The following is a 17,059-nucleotide window of genomic DNA, read 5'->3' on the forward strand; positions in this document are numbered from 1 at the left end:
CCGTCGCACCCCCGCCGCCCGGCGAACCTCCGAGCCAGCAGTCGTTTTCGATCGATCAATTCGGCGGCATGGCGCCCCCGGAGGAAACCGAAAACATGACGGAGCCCATGCAGCTGGCGAAGAAGCGCTTCAACGAGCGCGTCATACGCCCGACCCCGGCAGTGCTCCGCCAAATCCTTGGCGAGCCGCGAAGTGTCTATTCCACAAGCTGCCAGCCGGTCACCAACCCGAAATTGCTGAGAACCCTGGAAAGCCGAGACATAGGGCATTTCCGCCTGACGATGATCAGGCCCGCGCTCGATTCTCTGGGGCAGGTCATGGAGCGCCTCCGAAAGGAGGAGCCGGACATCTATGCCGCGATCGGTACGGCTGGTGCGCTTTGCGCGCGTTATGTGCGGGGCTCCACGAAGTCTGTTTCCTCGCACGCCTGGGGTGCGGCCGTCGACCTGACGCTCAAGAAGAACCTCGACAGGATGGGAGATGACAGCACGCAGTTCGGACTTGTGGTGCTCGCAGAGTTTTTCAACGACGCCGGCTGGTATTGGGGTGCCGGCTATAGCCGCGAAGATTCGATGCACTTTGAAGTGGGCGAGGCGCTGCTTCGCAAATGGGCGGCGGAGGGCAAGCTGTGAGAGACTATGTCCAGTCGCCGGATCAGGATGGAGCGGGAGCGGACGTGCTTCCCGCATTGGCCGAGCCATTACTGAGCCTCGCCAAGCGGGCCGAAAGCGAGAAGCGGCCCGATCCGCAGGAGTTGGCCGCGACCGCCCGCTTGCTCGTAGCCGAGTTCGAGAAAGAAGCGCGCCGCAGGAACGTTCCGCCGGACTGGCTCCTGGATGCGCGCGACGCGCTCGTCGCACTGCTCGATGTCCGCGCGCGCAGCAATCCGGCGCTGCCGATCAAGCGATGGGAGCGCGCGCTGGCGGCCGCCCTTCCGATCAGCCACATGATTGGCGCCAATGGCCTCGCCGAACGGGCCGCTCAGGCTGCGAAAGGCGGCTTGGCGCGGCGTGATCTTGCCCGCTTCCTCGGGCACTGCAATGAAGCCATCCAAGCTGCACAGTCGAAGGAGGAGCAGCACAGAACACGGGCAGATCGCGGCCTTGTCTTTCTTGCGATCGCTCTGTTCTTCGCGATGCTCGTCGGCTGGGCCGCGTGGGCCGAGTGGCGGTTTCGCGAGCGGCTGCTGGCGCAATTGCCCGATGTCGAAAGCGTTGTAGAAGCCGGCAAGGCCGCCACGCCAGCTGCACGGGCGGCTCAGCTCGATGCCTTCCTAGCGGCGGTCCGGCTCGTCGAGCAGGAAGCCGGCCGCTCGCCGCTTGGGTTGATCCACCACATCGAGATTGTCGATCCCGCCGCAGCTGCGCGCCGTCGTTATGGCAAGGCGGCCGAAGCCCTGGTTGCCGAGCCGCTCGCCGACGCGCTTTCTGTTGCGCTTGCGACGGAAGGGGAGGCCGATGCGCTCTATGATTCCCTGCGTGCCTGGTCGATACTGAAGGGCACATCGGAGTGGCAGCCTCGGTTTCTGGCAGGCTGGGTCGCCGACCGAGCCGAAACCTTCCCCGAACTTGCTTTGCTGGCCGAGCATGTGGCCGCCATGCCCGGGCCCCAGCCGAGACTTCCATCTCCGGATCCCGAAACGATCGCCCAGGCGCGGCAGTTCGCTGCCGAAGGTTTGGCGAGTGAGCGCGCCTTGCTCGAGCTGACCCGTGCCGAAAAAACGGCAGCTCTCCCTCCCTGGTCTCTTGATCAGGCCGCGCCTGGTCTCGGCACAATTTTGATCCATCGGTCAGGCGTGCCGATCGAGCGTGGTGTCGCCGGTCTCTATACGGAGGCTGGATGGAATTATGCGCGGTCTGATGGTGCCGAGGAGGCGATCCGCCGGGCAAAGTCCGAGGCCCAAACGCTCCTGTCGTCGAGCGCCACGACGACCACCGAAGCGGTTATGGACCTGCTTCAAAAGCGTACACTTGATACATGGACGGATTATCTGGGTGAACTTCGCGTCAGGCCGTTCACAGATCAACCCACCGCTGTCGTGATCAGCGGGGCGCTAAGCGCACGCAGTTCGCCGCTCTCGGCGCTCATCCGCGAGGCCTGGCGCCAGTCCGGCGGGAACGATCGCAGCCGCAGCCACGCCAACCAGCTTCGGACCGCCGCGGCATTGGGGCCGGCAATCCAGTTCGTGGAACAGGGCCGGATGTCGGAGATCTCGCAACTCTTCGTATCGCTGAACGTGGCTCTCTCCGTCCTCGATGCGGATGCGGAGATCGGCAAGAAATCCCTCATGGATGCACAGGAGCGCGCAAATTCGATCGTTGCCTTGCAGCAAGCTCCGCTTCTGGTCGTGCAGATTGTCGAGGATGTACTCTCGCAAACGGCTGCCCCAAAAGCGCCAGAAGTTGCTGCGGATCAGGTTCCAAAAGAGGCGCCGCAGACACAGTTACCTTCACAGGCACCCGCACAGTCACAGCCACAGTCACCTTGGGGTTCCGAGGTTGCTACCGCCTGCCAGGCCGCTGTCAGCGGCCGCTATCCGTTCTTTGACGGGCCTGATGCAGACATGACCGAAGTCGCGCGGATCTTCGCGCCCGACGGCACTATAGGACGGTATTTTCGGGTGCAGCTGGCACATTTGATGGACACGTCGACGACACCGTGGCGCTGGAAGCCGGAAGCGCGGCTTTCCGGCTATGCACCCGAAAGCGCGGCCTTTCTTCAAAGGGCGATTGCCGTTGGTCAGGCGCTTTTTCAACAGGGTGCGTCGCCCAACGTGCCGATTGTGCTGGAGGCGCTTGCCCAGCGAGGAGCCGCGACCGTCTCGATCGGCGGCGCTCATGCGCCGGTCGTCACTTCCGGGGCGTCGGTCACGTTGAACTGGCCAGGAGCCGCACCCGCGCGCGGCTTCGAGATATCCTTCGACAACGGCGCTGCTGTCGAGAAGAAGAGCGCACCCGGTCCATGGGGCCTCCTACGGTTCCTGGACGGATCACGCTTGCGCCCCCGTGAGGCCGGTCGCCGGTTCCTGATCGATGTCCGTGCCAAGGGCGCGCGCGCCTATCTTCAGATGTCCTTCGCGGGGCCCGCCAACCCGGTTTCGATACGCTCTTTAATGCGCGGCTTGACCTGCCCGCTCACGCTCTGAGTGGATTTGGATCCAATCTCAGCATCGCGCATTGGGTAATGACCGCGCGGCACCAGGATGAGGGCGCGTCATCGCTGGTGGCCAGAAAAGACCGCCGCGCGGCCACCCCTTTAACGAACTGACTCTGTCCCGCGTTCCTGTGCGCTAGCGTACAGACGAGAGGGCACCTGCTTGCTTGGGCCGCCGCTGGCTTAACCTCCATCATCCGATCTCGTAAGGCGGATATACCTACGGATGATTGAAGGCGCTGGAGAACGTCCTATCGTACTCCCTATGGCATCAGAGATGGTGCACAGGGGAGCATGGAATGCGGCCGCAAGAAATACTTATCGGAATTGTCGATGACGATGCAGAAATTCCCGCTGCCTTAAGCAGTCTTGTCCGCTCTCTGGGATATCGCGTGGAATGCTTCACGTCGGCAGAACAGTTCCTGGGATGCGCGGATCTGAGCGGTTTTTCCTGCGTCATCAGCGACATTCACATGCCGACGATGAACGGACTGGAACTGGCGCGCCGGCTACATGAGCTTGCAAAGGGCCTCCCGGTCATCCTGATGACCGGACGCAGCGAGCCCGGCCTTGAAGAGCGGGCTTATGAGAGCGGCGCCGCGTCGTTCGTTACCAAGCCATTCACCTTCGAGGACCTCACCCAAAATCTTTGCAAGGCGCTCGAGGCAACGGCCTCAAGTCTACGACGGAACGGCCATTTCCTTTAGTAGCTCTGCCATTTAATCCATCGAAATGTTGCGCAACCCCGCTCATCAATGCTGCCCTTGAATAACGAGGGGCGGCGCATCACCTGATACTTTGATTTCAATCTGTCGCACTGACAGCCCCTCGCTATTTTGCAGCCGCTGCCGGTCCTCAAAGGGACGCCTTCTGCGTCCGAGGAGATTTTCATGGGCTTCATTGATCGTGACATCCAGCCGTCGTCCGATGCCGAACTGCTGGATGCCTATTCTTCGTCGGTCTCGGCCGCAGTCGACCTGGTCGGCCCGGCGGTCAGCCGCATCGAACTCATCGGGGGACGTTCTGGCCACGGATCTGGTTTCGCGATCTCGCCCGACGGCCTAATTGTCACCAACAATCACGTCGTGGACGATGCCAAGACTGTTCGGATCAGGACTCCGGCCGGAGCGGCCGTGGAGGGCAGGGTGCTGGGGCGCGATCCCGACACAGACCTTGCTTTGATCCGCGCCAACGACTGGTCGGGAGAATGGGCCAAGCTAGGGGATTCGAAGAGTCTGAAGCGCGGTCACATCGCCATTGCCATCGGCAATCCATTGGGTTTCGAGTGGACAGTCACGGCGGGCATCGTTTCCGCGCTCGGCCGCTCGATGCGCGCTGCCAGCGGCCGGCTGATGGAAGACATCATCCAGACAGATGCGGCTCTCAATCCCGGCAACTCCGGAGGGCCTCTGGTGTCGTCGGCCGGTGAAGTCATCGGCGTGAACACCGCTGTCATCCAGGGCGCCCAGAGCATTGCGTTCTCCGTCGCATCGAATACCACAAGGCATGTGGTGTCGGAACTGCTGCGGTTCGGCCGTGTTCGAAGAGCCTATATCGGCATCGCAGCCGACACCGTGGACCTGCAGCGCCGGATCGCGCTTGAAGCAGGCGTCACACAACAGACCGCCGTCAGGCTCCGCCGCGTCGAGCCGGAAAGTCCGGCCGAAAGGGCAGGGCTGCAGGAAGGCGACTATGTCCTGGCGATCGACGGCCATCCTGTTTCCGGCATAGACGACGTCGTCAGGCTCATGGACGGAGAGAGGATCGACGAGGATAGCGAATTCCTGATTTTCTCAGTGCTTGGCCGCATCGAAACGCGCATCGTCCGTCCTCAGGCCTGGAAAGAGTAGCGACACCGGAGGTTTAGAAACTTACGGCATCCGGCTGATTTGGCGAGATGGCCATGATACGGTCACTTTCGCAAGCGACCGTTCACCTATGGATAAGCTGGGGAGGCCTCCATGAATGATCGTCTCAACCGCTATGTGGAGATCACCAGTCGCATAAAGTGCGGCAGGAGGTTCTGCGAGTTCCTGGAATCTGGCGGAACGGTCTGGGATCAGCCGGCCGGATCGTCATGGCGGAACGTTACCGCCGAGGCGATCGAGAGGGAACGCCTCACCGTCGAGCGGCTTGAACGCGTTCGGTCCCGGCTCTATCCCGATCTGATCGTCAAAGAAGTAACGATTTACAACCATTGACCCATGTGGGCGGTGTAGGCCGCCGGGGCTCAAGTCCTGCGACGCCCCTCCAGTTACAACGAACGGACTTCGCGGCCCGATGAGTTCCGAGTCTGCGGGGGATGTTTGTAAGCTCCCGTACCGTCGCTGATTTCATGCATCTTTTAGATTCCACGCGCGTTCTTCTGTCACCGCGATCACAGGAGATAGCATCATGACCAAGCGCGAACGTCTCGAACCGGGAAGCGATATGGGCTGCGTTCTGCGCGCCCGCCGCGCTGACAAGCACTAGGGAGGCATGTAACCCATGAGAAACCCCACAGCTTTCAAGACGGAGGCCGAACTGCAGGCCTATCTCGCCCAGCGCGAAGCCGAAGCTCCTGCTGAGGACGCCATTCCGATCCCGCTGAATGACATCGATCGGCCGGATGAAAGTAGCCTGCAGAACCTGCAGGATGAACTCGCCGGTCTTCGCGTGCAGCTGGCGACCATCAAGCGGCGGGCCCGCAATACCCTGAGGGCGAGTGCCACGCGGTTCGACACCAGTGCGCACGAGCAGCTCGGATCATATCCTTGGGCGAAGCTCGCGGCAGCGATGGCAGGAACATTCCTGATCGGGCGCCTCCTGAGCAGGCTGCCGGTCGGAGCAATTGCCACAGCGGCAATGCCGTTGATCGCCGGTGAACTCAATGCACGGGGGCGCCGCCATGGCAGAAGATAACGGCATCGGCAAGCCAATCCCGAAGGGCGTCGTCGACGTGGAGCACGATTTCGTTGGCGTGCAGGCGAACGATCCCAACCATCAGAGGCAGGTCGCGAAGCTGAAGAAGCAGGTGGCAACCATGCGGCGCCGGATCGAGGGCAATGCGCCGGCTCGATCCCGGGGCGCGTTATCGGAGTCCTTCTTCTTCGCCTTCGCTGCGACGCTGGGAGTCGTCGCAGCGACCGCGTTCCTGCGTCCGCGAAAGACGGCGGCCATGCCCGTGGAAACACTGCTTTCGCGTTACCGCCACCGGATCGAAGGCCTCAGGCGATACTCATAAAGCAACCGCTGGTGCCGCTGCCAATCGGTTCGGAGCGCCAATCGATGAGGCGCGCCTAGCACTCTGACGGCGCGGTCCCCGGCACAGACAAGTTCGAGGCCGCAAGCCTGGTCAGCTTCCTTACGCTGGTAAAATCGGCTCGCGTGATTCCGTTCTGCGCTCTTTGCGCAACGACTCGGAGTGCTTGTTTAGTTAATCCGCGATCCGGCACAAGGCGGATCCCTGTTAACCCTTGCATGGGAAACGGCGGATTCGCGGAAAACCCTTGTGTGGCAGGCCTTTCAACGGAATTTTCAGATGATAATTTTGGTCCGTGAGGGCCGTCTTTTCCGTCTCTGTTTACCATTTATTAACCATGGCACTGGTACGTAAGGACAACCATTCCTTAACATAGATGACCAAAGTGCTAACAGACGCTCGCTCTATCCGTATCAAGGGCCGCTCCTTCCTGGCGGTCATGCTTTCGCCCGATCTGCCCTTCGATGATTGGTTGGTCAGGCTAGATGATCTCGCCGCCCGTTCGGCGGGGTTTTTCCTGGGGCGGCCGGTCGTGCTCGACGTGACGGACCTGCCGATCGACCGGGCGCAGCTGAAGGAGCTCATTGCGGAGCTTGCAGGGCGGAACGTCAGCATCATGGGTATCGAGGGTGCGCGTCCGTCGATGCTTGGACCGGGCATGCCTCCGTCGCTGAAAGGCGGGCGGCCTGTTTCCGACATCGAGGTTCCCGCACAAGAGCCAGCACAGGAGCCAGTGGCCGAGACGCGAAGCAATAGGAACGCGACGGAGAGCCGTTCGCCGATGCAGTCCATCGTGCTCAGGGAACCCGTGCGTTCCGGTCAGTCGGTCATCTTCCCGGAAGGGGACGTCACTGTCATCGGATCGGTTGCTTCGGGCGCAGAAATCATCGCCGGCGGATCGGTCCATGTCTATGGAACGCTGCGCGGGCGAGCCATGGCGGGGTCGGTCGGAAATGCCTCCGCGCGGATATTCTGCCGGAAGCTTGAGGCTGAACTGGTTGCAATCGACGGCATCTACAAAACGGCGGAAGACATGGCCCCGAACCTTCGCGGACAATCTGTCCAGCTCTGGCTCGACGGCGATTCGATCATGGCGGAAAAACTTATCTGAGCCGAGAGGCCAGGACACAGGAGAGCAAGATGGGGAAAGTCATCGTAGTCACTTCAGGCAAGGGCGGAGTTGGCAAGACAACCTCCACCGCCGCCTTGGGCGCCGCTTTGGCGCAGAGAAACGAGAAGGTGGTCGTCGTCGATTTTGACGTCGGCCTGCGGAATCTGGACCTGGTCATGGGTGCGGAGCGAAGGGTCGTCTACGATTTGATCAACGTCATACAGGGCGACGCCAAGCTCTCCCAGGCGCTGATCCGCGACAAGCGGCTCGAGACACTGTTCCTGCTGCCGGCATCGCAAACCAGGGACAAGGATAACCTGACGCCCGAGGGTGTCGAGCGCGTCATGAACGACTTGAAGCGCCATTTCGACTGGATCATTTGCGACAGCCCGGCTGGGATCGAACGCGGCGCTACGCTCGCCATGCGCCATGCGGACACGGCGGTGGTCGTAACCAACCCCGAAGTCTCGTCGGTTCGCGATTCCGACCGCATCATCGGTTTGCTGGACTCCAAGACGCTGAAGGCCGAGCGCGGCGAGCGGATGGACAAGCACCTGCTGCTGACCCGCTACGACCCCAGCCGGGCCGAACGCGGCGATATGCTCAAGGTCGACGACGTCCTGGAAATCCTGTCCATCCCGCTGCTCGGCATCATTCCGGAAAGCACGGATGTTCTGCGTGCCTCCAATATCGGCGCGCCCGTCACTCTGGCCGACAGCCGCTGCGCGCCGGCGATGGCTTATTTCGACGCAGCTCGCCGGCTGGCCGGTGAGGATTTGCCCGTCACAATTCCCGGCGAAAAACGGGGTCTGTTCGGCAAGATTTTTGGACGGAGGGCTGCCGCATGAGCCTCTTCAGCTTCCTTGGGAAAAAGAGAACTGCACCGGCAGCGCGTGAACGCTTGCAGGTGCTCCTGGCGCACGAACGCTGCTCGACAAGTTCAGATCTCGTAGCGCTGCTGCGCGAGGAAATCCTTGCGGTGATCGCCAAGCACGTGAAGGTCGAGAGTGACAGGGTGCGTGTAAAGATGGACCGCGATGAGCATATGTCGATCCTGGAGATCGATGTCGAGATACCCTTGAACGCGACCGGCCTCGCGGCTTGATATAAGCTCGATGACGTTTGAGGGGCGGGGAGATCAATCCCCGCCTCTTTTCGTTTGGGAGTGTGCAGGAGGAAGGCGTTCAGGTGTCCCCCCTATTTGACCTCTGGCCAGACCTCCTCGTGACCGTGCGGTTTGTGGAAGTGATCGTGACTTGCCGATAGCTGGCATTTGCGCCTCGCAGCGCGCGGCGGAGACCGTGAACCTGGTCCAGCAGATGGAGGACCACCGCAATGCCTTCGTCATTCACGCCCATCGGGCCGTTGAGGTCGAGAATGAGCCGCGCTCGCGCGAGATCAATTTTGGAGAGCCGCCAGCCCCCTGAGGTCTCACGCGGCGAAATCCAGCCTGCCTCGACCCAGGCGGTCAGTGTTGCGTGTGTAATTTCGGCCGAGACACAAAACTCCTTGGCAGTCAGCATCACATCCCCATCTTTCGCCGCGGGTCGTAAGCTTGTCCCGGCCATCGCGACAGGAACTCTTCGAGTTCGGAATCGATGGACTCGGGAAGCACCACCTTCAAGGTGATGTACTGGTCGCCGCGCTTGCCGCTCCGTTCGGCGACGCCCTTGCCTTTCAGGCGCAGGACCTTGCCGGTGTTCGATCCCTTTGGGATCGTAACGGAAACCGGACCGGTCGGGGTCGGAACGGGCACCTTGCCGCCAAGAACGGCCTCGTTCAATGAGATCGGAAGTTCAAGGCGGATGTCGTTGCCGTCACGCTCAAAGAACGGATGCGAACGCACGGTAAGTTCGATCAATGCGTCGCCGGGTTCCCCGCCCTGTGGACCGGGTTCCCCTTTTCCCTTCAGGCGAAGCGTTTGACCGTCCCTTGCGCCGGGCGGTATGGCAACGTCGAGGGAGGACCCGTCCGGGAGCACGATGCGGCGTGTTGCGCCGTTGACGGCGTCAAGGAAGTCGACCTCCAGCCGATAATGCATGTCGGCGCCGCGCCTGCGGAAGCCGCGACGGCCGCCTTGTGAGAAAAAGGACGAGAGAATGTCGTCGGAGTCACCGAAATCGGCAAATCCCGAGGGATCTTCATAGCGTTCGGAGCCTGCGCCTGCCTGCGCAAAATCACGGTAATATTGGCGCGGCGGCCGTTCGGCTCCCGATGCGTCGATCTCGCCGCTATCGTAGCGCGCCCGCTTCGTTTCGTCGCCGACGATATCGTAGGCCCCGGAAAGTTCCTGGAACTTTCGCAGGGCCTCCTTGTCACCCGGGTTCAGATCAGGATGCAGCTTCTTGGCGAGCCGTCGATAGGCTGTCTGAATATCCTTCTGCGATGCATTGCGTGGCACGCCAAGCAGCTCGTAGGGATCGGTACTTGCCATCGCAACAGCTCTCCGCATCCCAAGCCGACAGGCACCGGGTGCCGCAAGGATAATCCGTCGTCGCGCTGCACGAATGACAGTCGTCAACGACCGCGGCTGAACAGCGCAACGTGCGTCAAGCTACACACATTTTGAGAAGGAGAGAAGCCGTGCTCGATGGGACGATGCTGAAAGATATACCGCCGGCGGCAGCCAGTTGCCGTGGCGCCCGTCAGAGCTATCTTCACAAGAGGGAACGGGAAGCATCACGCGAGGGAGCACAGAATCCCTCGCCAAATGCGGGAGGCAGCCATGATCAGGGTAATTATGGTGCGGCTCGACGGGACGCCGGGCGATAAATTCCGGTTGGGCGCCTGCGAAAGCCTGGCTAAATTGTTTGATGCACATGTCGTCGGCCTTTTTCTGAACATCCTGCCTGAGCCGACATTGGAAGACACCGGAGCGACCGTCGAATTCTGGACGCGCTCTCTGGATCAGGCCCGAGAGCGGGGAAAGATGATGCAAGCCGAGTTCACCAACCGACTGCGGGACATGGCGCGCTCATTCGAATGCCGCCGTTTCGACGTTTACGCCCATGAACAGGCGCGGATTACGGCCCGAGAATGCCGGACCGCCGACGTGTTTGTCGGTCTCCGGTTGACTGACGAAACGCTGGAGCGACGTGACGTTGTCGAGGAAGTGCTCTTCCAATCGGGAAGGCACCTGTTCCTCGTTGCCGACCGGAAACCTTTCGAACATGGTTTCGAGCACGCAGTCATTGCCTGGAACCGAAGCCGGGAAGCCGCTCGGGCGGTCACGGAGGCGTTGCCGTATCTCCTCGTATCCCGTCAGGTCACCGTTGTCATGATCCAGCAAAGGGGCACGCCGGAATTTCCGCCGGAGCAGGAAGAGGAACTCGTGGGATACCTCGATCAACACGGTATCCGAGCCTCCATAAACATCATGAACGAAGGCCGGTTCGATACGACGTCGACACTGCTTCAAGTCGTGCGCGAGCAGAATGCCGATTTGGTGGTGCTGGGCGGCTACGGGCATTCGCGCCTGCGCGAATGGTTGCTCGGCGGGGTGACTTACAAATTCCTGAGGCAGTCGCCGGTGCCGCTGGTTATCGCGCACTGATGGGTGCGCTGGCTCTGTAGTCTGGTACGGAATTGCGTAACTGACATCAGCCCGTGCGCACGGCGGCAGCTTCGCGTCAGCAAAGGTCCAGCTTTCTGTTCGTCCCGGCGCAACAGCCGAGGCTATCCACTAGACAGATCGCCCGTTCGTCGCCCTACGCGACTCATCACCCCCAGATCTCCGTCAGCCGGGCGTCGGGCGGATGTCATCCGCCTGCATGACAGAATACGGCTCGGATGCGTGCGAGGATGCCTCCCCGATGAACCCCCAGCCAGGAGGCAACAAATGGACCCCCTAAGTCTGGTCGCCGCACACATGCTCAACCGTCGGCCTCCCGCGAAGATGAGCGCCTTAGACGAGGATCGATATTACAGCGATGATCTCATCATCACCCTATGGCGTCGGCGGCTTCGGCTGCTCGGTCTGATGGCCCCGACCGCTGGCGTGATCCTGCTGGTGATCGGTATCGTCCAGGTGTGAGATACCGCTATGCCGTCCAACAGATCGACCGTGCTATGCTGCCGGTCCATGGCGATAGGGAACCGCAGGATGGAGGATAGCGAGGCTGATCGGGCGGCAGTCCTGGCGGTGATCCGCGCCGAGACCGAGGCCTGGCTGCAGCGGGACTTCGAGAAGCTCGCGAGCCATTGGGTGCAGTCGCCACAGACACGGCGGATGGAGTCGTGGACCTCGCTTGGCGTGCGAGTGGACGAAGGCTGGGACGCGATCGCCGCCCGGATCAGGAAGATCGTGGAGCGGTTTCCGGAGAAGCAAGCCTTCGCGGAACGCGTCCGCTGGGAAAGGGTCAACGTCGTCGTCGACGGGAACGTCGCCTGGGTGACCTTCGACCAGATCGGCAGCGACACCGGCGAGGACCGCAAGCGCCAGCTGCGTATTCTTCACCGGGTCGACGGGGCCTGGAAGATCGGCTGCATGGTGATGATGGAGAGCAGCGTCGAGGAGGCGAACTGCCCGCTGATCGAGGTCGACGCGGAGGCGCGGATCCTCTGGACGAACCGACTGGCGCACGAGCGGATGCGGAGCCATCCGGGTCTCGCCGCCGCTGCCGGCCGGCTGCGCGCCCGGCAACGCCAACGTGACGCCGCGCTACGCGAAACGGTGCGCCTGGCGTTCGGCGAGCTGCAGAGCCAGCGCCCGCTGAACGTCGTGCCGAAGCAGGCCTGGCGGTGGCGCTGGGTGAGGACGAGGCGGGAGCGCCGCTCTACTGCTGGGTCCTGCTCGAGGACGGCAAGGTGCTGATTTCTTTTGACGACGCAGAGATGGTCGAACGCCGGATCGCGAGTGCGCGGGACGTTTTCGGTCTCTCGCCGGCGCAGACCCGGCTTGTCCGCTTGATCGTCGATGGGCGCGACCTCGCAGCCGCCTCCGGTCTGCTCGGGGTCAGCGTCAACACGCTGCGCACCCAGTTGCAGCGCATCTTCGACAAGACCGGCGCACGCAGCCAGGTCGCCCTGATCCGCACCCTGCTGAGTGCTGAGGCCCCGACCAAATAACGTCACGTGGCTCAGTTGTTGCCGCCTGCCTGCGCGACAAGGATCGGATTTGCGATCTTTCCTCCCAGTGATACTGAATGGGCCGAGGGCCTGCCGAAATTCGAATTGCAAAAGGATTGCTTCATGAGAGATTTTTTTACGCCGGGCCGCGATCCCGCGCTCGCCGGCGAAGCCATGATTGCCACCTCCCATCCGCTCTCGACGGCGGCGGGACTCGAGATTTTTGCCGCAGGCGGTAACGCCGTCGATGCGGTGATCGCCGCCGTCGCCGTGCAGTGCGTCGTCGATCCGCTGATGACCGGCATCGGCGGCGACTGCTTTGCGCTCTACGCTCCTGCGGGCGGTGAGGTGATCGCGCTCAACGGTTCGGGCCGGGCACCGGCGGCGGCAACGGTCGAGCGGCTGAGGTCGGAAGGCCTTTCTGAAATCCCCCGCACCAGCGCCCATGCGATTACGGTTCCGGGCGCCGTCGCGGCCTGGGAAAAGCTGCACCGCGATCATGGCCGGTTGCCCTTCGAACGGCTGCTGTCGCGCGCCATCGGCTATGCGGAGAACGGCTATCCGGTCACAGCGCGCGTCGCCTACGACTGGGCGCGCGAAGCCGAGGCCGTCGCGGGTGATCCGGGTGCGGCTGCCGTCTTCCTGCCCGGCGGCAAAGCCGTGGGCGAGGGAGAGCGCCACGCCCAGCCGGCGCTCGCGCAGCGCCTGAAGGCGATCGCAAAGCAGGGAGCGAGAGCCTTCTATACCGGCGAGACGGCGGCCGCCTCGGTCGCCTTCCTGAAAAGCCTCGGCGGCCTGCATGAGATGGAGGATTTCGAAAGCGCCGTCGACGGCGCCGACTATGTGACGCCGATTTCGACGCGTTATAGCGGCGTCGACGTGTACGAATGTCCGCCGAACGGTCAGGGCGTTGCCGCGCTGATGATCCTTAACATGCTCTCCGGCTTTGATCTTTCGGAAAGGGTAACGCTTGCCGAGCGCATCCACCTGCACGCCGAGGCGGCCAAGCTTGCCTACTACCACCGCAACGCTCTTGTTTCTGATCCGTCGAGCCTGCCTTACCCCATCGAAACGCTGCTCAGCGAAGAGATGGCCGCTGCCCTTCGCGCGCGCATCCGCCCCGACAGGCTGCTGGCGCCGGCGCTCTGGAACGAGCGCGAGCACAAGGACACGGTTTATCTTTGCGCCGTAGACCGTGACGGAAATGCGCTATCCTTCATCAATTCGATCTTCGATGGTTTCGGCTCGACGCGGCTCGATCCGGCGACGGGCATTCTCTTCCACAGCCGCGGTTCATCCTTCCGCCTGATAGACGGCCATCCGAACGCGATCGGTCCGCGCAAGCGGCCAATGCACACGATCATTCCCGGCATGGTGCGCAAGAACGGCCGCACGCTGATGCCCTTCGGCGTCATGGGCGGCCAGTACCAGGCCGCAGGCCATGCGGCTTTCCTGTCCGGGATGTTGGATCGGGGGCTCAACGTGCAACAGGCGATCGACGCGCCGCGCAGCTTCTCGTTCGACGGCGTCCTCAAAATCGAGCCGACCATTGATCCGGAGACAGCAGCACGGCTCGCCCGGCTCGGCCATAAGCTGCAGACGGCACCAACCCCGATCGGCGGCGCCCAGGCGATCTACATCGACCACGAGCGGGGCCTTCTGCTCGGCGGTTCTGACCAGCGCAAGGACGGCTCTGCCCTCGGTTTCTAGCACGCTGCAAAAACGTTGCCGTTCCGTGGTCAATTCCCACGGCGCGGCACGTTGGTGGGGAAATTCTCAATGCGGGTTGGCGACCGGCGGCGGAAGAGGGGAATCCGTATCAACACGATCCGCTTCCGGGTCCGCATCTGGTAAACCTTCGACACGTTCGTCTGTATCGCCGGGATCGGCGGGCGGCTTGCGAGCGTCGCCAAGATTGGAATCCGGCAGTTCGCTGCCGTCTCCGTCGCTCTCGGTCGACTGCGGAATAGGCTTGCCGCTTGCCGGGACCTCGTCGGTATTCTGGTAGCGGTTCTGCGCGCTCAGGGCGGCTCTCCTTGCCTGAGAAGACATCCGTCTCGCCCCATAGTTCAGAGCCAACGATCTGTCCGCCGCCGCTGGTGCCGCGTTAACGCTCAGGAAAAATGAGCCGGCTTCGAGTTGTGTAACAATTATCTCCATCGCGGCGTTCGCCTGGCGTTGTGCAGGAGCTCGAAGGCTGTTGCGAATGGCCCGAACAATAGAAGCAGCCTGGCTTCCTCGTCAGTGTCGAGTCTGTGTCTCGCGCAAAATTCGGTCACTGACCAGACTTGGGTTGCAGCTTCCGTCGTGGCTTCCTGCGGCTCGATGCGCTCCATAACAATCCTCCCCTAGTATAGGAGGGATAATACTAAAGTCTAATTTAGAAGCAAATCAAATAGGGGCGGCGGCGGATTTTTACGATCGAGGCATTCGTTAGCCGAAGCAATTTCCTCCCCTCTTGGCGTTGCTCCACCAGCCAGGACTTCACTGCATTCTTGGGCGCGGTATTGATTTTGTGGCGGATCGTAACATGTTCAAGACATTACCGATTCCAATGGAGAATTCGATGCCGAAAACCATGCTCGCCTTTGTCTGCCTTTCGGCGCTCCTGCTTTCGTCGTGCGGCAATACGGCCTGGGGCCTGAAGCGCGACGGACAGGAAGCGAGCCACGCGATGGACGATGCTTCGCACCGCGTGCTGTCGGCTGGCGCGGGGAGACGGCCCTGACGCCGTCCCTCCCTTTGTTTGTCTGCTGATCTTATCGCAGCGGCGCAGCCGACGGCGTGATCGCCGCTTGCTTCGGTGAGAAGATGATGAAAGCGAAGAGCAGCACGCCTGCAAAGATGATCAGCGAGGCCAGGGCGACGACCGGCTCCAGCGCCGTGTTCCCCTTCAGCATCAGATAAAGCACCGGCACCAGCAGAGCGACGCCTGCCGTATAGACGTAGTACTGGATCATCGCGACGCGGCGTTCCGCCTTGTTCGGGTTCAGCGCATGATAGCCCCCGAAGAGCGCCATGCTGACCCAGCCCAGGAGATTACAGTGGGCATGGGCGCCGATCACGGAGTAATCCTGCGAGATCGCCATGTTTAAACCGATCATAACCCCGATGATGAAAAAGACGACCGCAGTCTTGAAGTAAAGTTCTGCTACTCTCGGCATGAGAATCCCCCTCTGCTTAGCCGGTTCGTGAAATACCACTTCTTCGTGACTAGGAAAATACTGGTCGCGAAAGCAAGATCAATTTCGGGGAATCAAAGCAATGTTCGGTTCTGCAGCTATTTCTCTCGTGACTAAAATCGTTGTTCGAGAAATTTGGCCGCCTGGTTATGGTTAATTTTTAACTATCTCCGCGTATGAGGAGGATACGAGCAATGCTGGCCGTCGAGGCAACGAATAGGAGGACGTCCATGTTTTTAAAGATCTTTCTCGCCAAGCCGGAAGTCGAAACCGATGACACCGGCACCTACGCGGACGGTCTTTTCGAATCCAATCGCATCGATTTCAGCGCGCGCCGCGACGGTCGCTATCGTTCTTCGCATGAGCGCGATTATGGCCCGGGCCGCAAAATCGCGGAGGTGCCGCCGCTCGGTCTCGCCTGAGCCGGTTCAGGCGGTCTTTTCCGTCAGCGAGCGGAAAGGAAACTTGCGGCTGCACTCGCAGCGGACGATATATGTTTCCGGAAAATTCGAGTTCTTTTCTTCAAAGAATCCCGCCGGCATGTCGTCGATGCTAAATGCGGGATGCTTGCGCGACGGATGGTCGTCCTCCGAAACTTCGGCGATGCCGGTGTTGCCGCATTGCGGGCAGGTCAGCTTCTTCGAATAACGGTCTCGTGCGGCCATCGAACTTCCTTTCATTTCATCGCTTGATACAGCTGAAGGGCGGCGCTTGGAAGACCGTCAAGAGCATTGTCCTGACGTGCAAGCTACCATGGGCTCAGGGCGCCGGTGGTTCGACCTGAGGCGGCTTGGGTGTGGAGCCGGTCGTGGTCTGATCGGGTCCCGGCGAGATTGCTATGGCCCCTGCGATGATCACCACGACGATCGCTCCCGCGACACCTAGCGTCCAGATCAGCCAGCTGCGACGCTCCTGCGCCAGCAACCGGCTTTCTTCTTCTGCGGGGGATGGAGGTATCGATGGCTTGCGCCCTTCGCCCTTGCCTTGATCCGTCATGACAACTCCGCTCTTTTGTCAGGAACAAGCCCCTCCCGTGATTGTTCCGATAAAAGCCGGGCTAAATAACGTCGGACGGTCGAATTTGAGTGGATGCAAAGCCGCCGGAAGGGGTTTCCGGGAGCTCTGCCGTGGCAGAGACAGGCGCCTGGCTATCCACCGAAACAACGGCAGCAGGAAGCGGCGTGCCGCGCTTGCGCTCACGGGCGAGGGTGAGCAGGCCCGAGCAGATGATCAGCACGATGCCGGCCGCCATCGGCAGGTCGATGGTGTCATCGAAGAGGAGGTAGCCGAAGGCGATCGCCCAGA

22 protein-coding genes and 2 pseudogenes are annotated in these 17,059 nt (G+C 61.6%); 16 read left to right on the plus strand and 8 right to left on the minus strand.

Features of this window, described 5'->3' with window-relative positions; all coding sequences use genetic code 11:
- From ACPYOJ_RS30325 to minE, 10 genes are all read left to right on the plus strand, one after another.
- Positions 1-632 (plus strand): M15 family metallopeptidase (locus ACPYOJ_RS30325; RefSeq protein WP_481419562.1); only part of this gene is annotated, 632 nt, incomplete at its 5' end.
- Complete coding sequence (locus ACPYOJ_RS30330) at positions 629-3,145, plus strand: ImcF-related family protein (RefSeq protein WP_481419563.1); 2,517 nt, start codon at positions 629-631, stop codon at positions 3,143-3,145. The genes ACPYOJ_RS30325 and ACPYOJ_RS30330, both read left to right, overlap by 4 nt.
- Before the next feature lie 307 nt (positions 3,146-3,452).
- Positions 3,453-3,860 (plus strand): response regulator transcription factor, encoded by a 408-nt coding sequence (locus ACPYOJ_RS30335; RefSeq protein ID WP_481419564.1) that lies wholly within the window; start codon positions 3,453-3,455, stop codon positions 3,858-3,860.
- 183 nt (positions 3,861-4,043) lie between these two features.
- Complete coding sequence (locus ACPYOJ_RS30340; RefSeq protein WP_481419565.1) at positions 4,044-5,003, plus strand: S1C family serine protease; 960 nt, start codon at positions 4,044-4,046, stop codon at positions 5,001-5,003.
- 111 nt (positions 5,004-5,114) lie between these two features.
- Positions 5,115-5,354: a hypothetical protein gene (locus ACPYOJ_RS30345; RefSeq protein WP_481419566.1), complete on the plus strand. Its 240-nt coding sequence runs from the start codon at positions 5,115-5,117 to the stop codon at positions 5,352-5,354.
- Between the two features lie 286 nt (positions 5,355-5,640).
- A complete protein-coding gene (locus ACPYOJ_RS30350) occupies positions 5,641-6,054 on the plus strand; it encodes a hypothetical protein (RefSeq protein WP_481419567.1) in 414 nt (137 codons plus the stop codon).
- Positions 6,041-6,376: a hypothetical protein gene (locus ACPYOJ_RS30355; protein ID WP_481419568.1), complete on the plus strand. Its 336-nt coding sequence runs from the start codon at positions 6,041-6,043 to the stop codon at positions 6,374-6,376. The genes ACPYOJ_RS30350 and ACPYOJ_RS30355 overlap by 14 nt, the downstream gene beginning before the upstream one ends.
- 394 nt (positions 6,377-6,770) lie before the next feature.
- Positions 6,771-7,505: a septum site-determining protein MinC gene (minC, locus tag ACPYOJ_RS30360; RefSeq protein WP_481419569.1), complete on the plus strand. Its 735-nt coding sequence runs from the start codon at positions 6,771-6,773 to the stop codon at positions 7,503-7,505.
- 29 nt (positions 7,506-7,534) lie between these two features.
- Positions 7,535-8,353, plus strand: a complete 819-nt coding sequence (gene minD / locus ACPYOJ_RS30365) for a septum site-determining protein MinD (RefSeq protein WP_168830911.1) — start codon at positions 7,535-7,537, stop codon at positions 8,351-8,353.
- On the plus strand, positions 8,350-8,610 hold the full coding sequence (minE, locus tag ACPYOJ_RS30370) for a cell division topological specificity factor MinE (protein WP_168830912.1): 261 nt from the start codon (positions 8,350-8,352) through the stop codon (positions 8,608-8,610). Before minD ends, minE begins: the two co-directional genes overlap by 4 nt.
- Positions 8,611-8,689: 79 nt before the next feature.
- Here minE and ACPYOJ_RS30375 read toward each other — a convergent pair whose 3' ends face one another.
- Both ACPYOJ_RS30375 and ACPYOJ_RS30380 read right to left on the minus strand, forming a co-directional pair.
- Complete coding sequence (locus ACPYOJ_RS30375) at positions 8,690-9,028, minus strand: chaperone modulator CbpM (protein WP_481419570.1); 339 nt, start codon at positions 9,026-9,028, stop codon at positions 8,690-8,692.
- Positions 9,028-9,939, minus strand: coding sequence for a DnaJ C-terminal domain-containing protein (locus ACPYOJ_RS30380; RefSeq protein WP_481419571.1), 912 nt, complete (start codon positions 9,937-9,939; stop codon positions 9,028-9,030). Before ACPYOJ_RS30380 ends, ACPYOJ_RS30375 begins: the two co-directional genes overlap by 1 nt.
- Positions 9,940-10,230: 291 nt before the next feature.
- On the opposite strand from ACPYOJ_RS30380, the gene ACPYOJ_RS30385 reads away from it, so the two are divergent.
- From ACPYOJ_RS30385 to ACPYOJ_RS30400, 4 genes and pseudogenes are all read left to right on the plus strand, one after another.
- Positions 10,231-11,058, plus strand: coding sequence for a universal stress protein (locus tag ACPYOJ_RS30385; RefSeq protein WP_481419572.1), 828 nt, complete (start codon positions 10,231-10,233; stop codon positions 11,056-11,058).
- Positions 11,059-11,343: 285 nt separating this feature from the next.
- Positions 11,344-11,538 carry a hypothetical protein gene (locus ACPYOJ_RS30390; RefSeq protein ID WP_481419573.1) on the plus strand — a complete coding sequence of 65 codons (195 nt, stop codon included), beginning with the start codon at positions 11,344-11,346 and terminating at the stop codon, positions 11,536-11,538.
- A 35-nt stretch (positions 11,539-11,573) separates the two neighbouring features.
- A pseudogene (locus tag ACPYOJ_RS30395) lies at positions 11,574-12,572 on the plus strand (LuxR family transcriptional regulator).
- 123 nt (positions 12,573-12,695) lie between these two features.
- Complete coding sequence (locus tag ACPYOJ_RS30400; protein WP_481419574.1) at positions 12,696-14,282, plus strand: gamma-glutamyltransferase family protein; 1,587 nt, start codon at positions 12,696-12,698, stop codon at positions 14,280-14,282.
- Between the two features lie 66 nt (positions 14,283-14,348).
- On the opposite strand, the gene ACPYOJ_RS30405 is transcribed toward ACPYOJ_RS30400, so the two are convergent.
- On the minus strand, positions 14,349-14,624 hold the full coding sequence (locus ACPYOJ_RS30405; protein ID WP_481419575.1) for a hypothetical protein: 276 nt from the start codon (positions 14,622-14,624) through the stop codon (positions 14,349-14,351).
- A gap of 98 nt (positions 14,625-14,722) precedes the next feature.
- Entirely contained in the window at positions 14,723-14,908 is a 186-nt protein-coding gene (locus tag ACPYOJ_RS30410; RefSeq protein WP_168830920.1) for a hypothetical protein, read from the minus strand.
- A 230-nt stretch (positions 14,909-15,138) separates the two neighbouring features.
- On the opposite strand from ACPYOJ_RS30410, the gene ACPYOJ_RS30415 reads away from it, so the two are divergent.
- On the plus strand, positions 15,139-15,300 hold the full coding sequence (locus ACPYOJ_RS30415; protein ID WP_168830921.1) for an entericidin: 162 nt from the start codon (positions 15,139-15,141) through the stop codon (positions 15,298-15,300).
- A gap of 31 nt (positions 15,301-15,331) precedes the next feature.
- Here ACPYOJ_RS30415 and ACPYOJ_RS30420 read toward each other — a convergent pair whose 3' ends face one another.
- The gene (locus ACPYOJ_RS30420; RefSeq protein ID WP_481419576.1) at positions 15,332-15,736 is read right to left on the minus strand and encodes a hypothetical protein; all 405 of its coding nucleotides are present in this window, start codon (positions 15,734-15,736) and stop codon (positions 15,332-15,334) included.
- A 248-nt stretch (positions 15,737-15,984) separates the two neighbouring features.
- Between ACPYOJ_RS30420 and ACPYOJ_RS30425 the strand changes: the two genes are divergently transcribed.
- Positions 15,985-16,176, plus strand: coding sequence for a hypothetical protein (locus ACPYOJ_RS30425; protein ID WP_168831280.1), 192 nt, complete (start codon positions 15,985-15,987; stop codon positions 16,174-16,176).
- A gap of 6 nt (positions 16,177-16,182) precedes the next feature.
- On the opposite strand, the gene ACPYOJ_RS30430 is transcribed toward ACPYOJ_RS30425, so the two are convergent.
- The 3 genes and pseudogenes from ACPYOJ_RS30430 to ACPYOJ_RS30440 all read right to left on the minus strand — a co-directional run.
- Entirely contained in the window at positions 16,183-16,419 is a 237-nt protein-coding gene (locus ACPYOJ_RS30430) for a hypothetical protein (protein WP_481419577.1), read from the minus strand.
- A 94-nt stretch (positions 16,420-16,513) separates the two neighbouring features.
- Entirely contained in the window at positions 16,514-16,750 is a 237-nt protein-coding gene (locus ACPYOJ_RS30435) for a hypothetical protein (RefSeq protein ID WP_168830924.1), read from the minus strand.
- A 61-nt stretch (positions 16,751-16,811) separates the two neighbouring features.
- A pseudogene (locus ACPYOJ_RS30440) lies at positions 16,812-17,059 on the minus strand (hypothetical protein); the annotation flags it as partial.

The sequence above is a fragment of the Rhizobium sp. SVR5-9E genome (assembly GCF_056755095.1).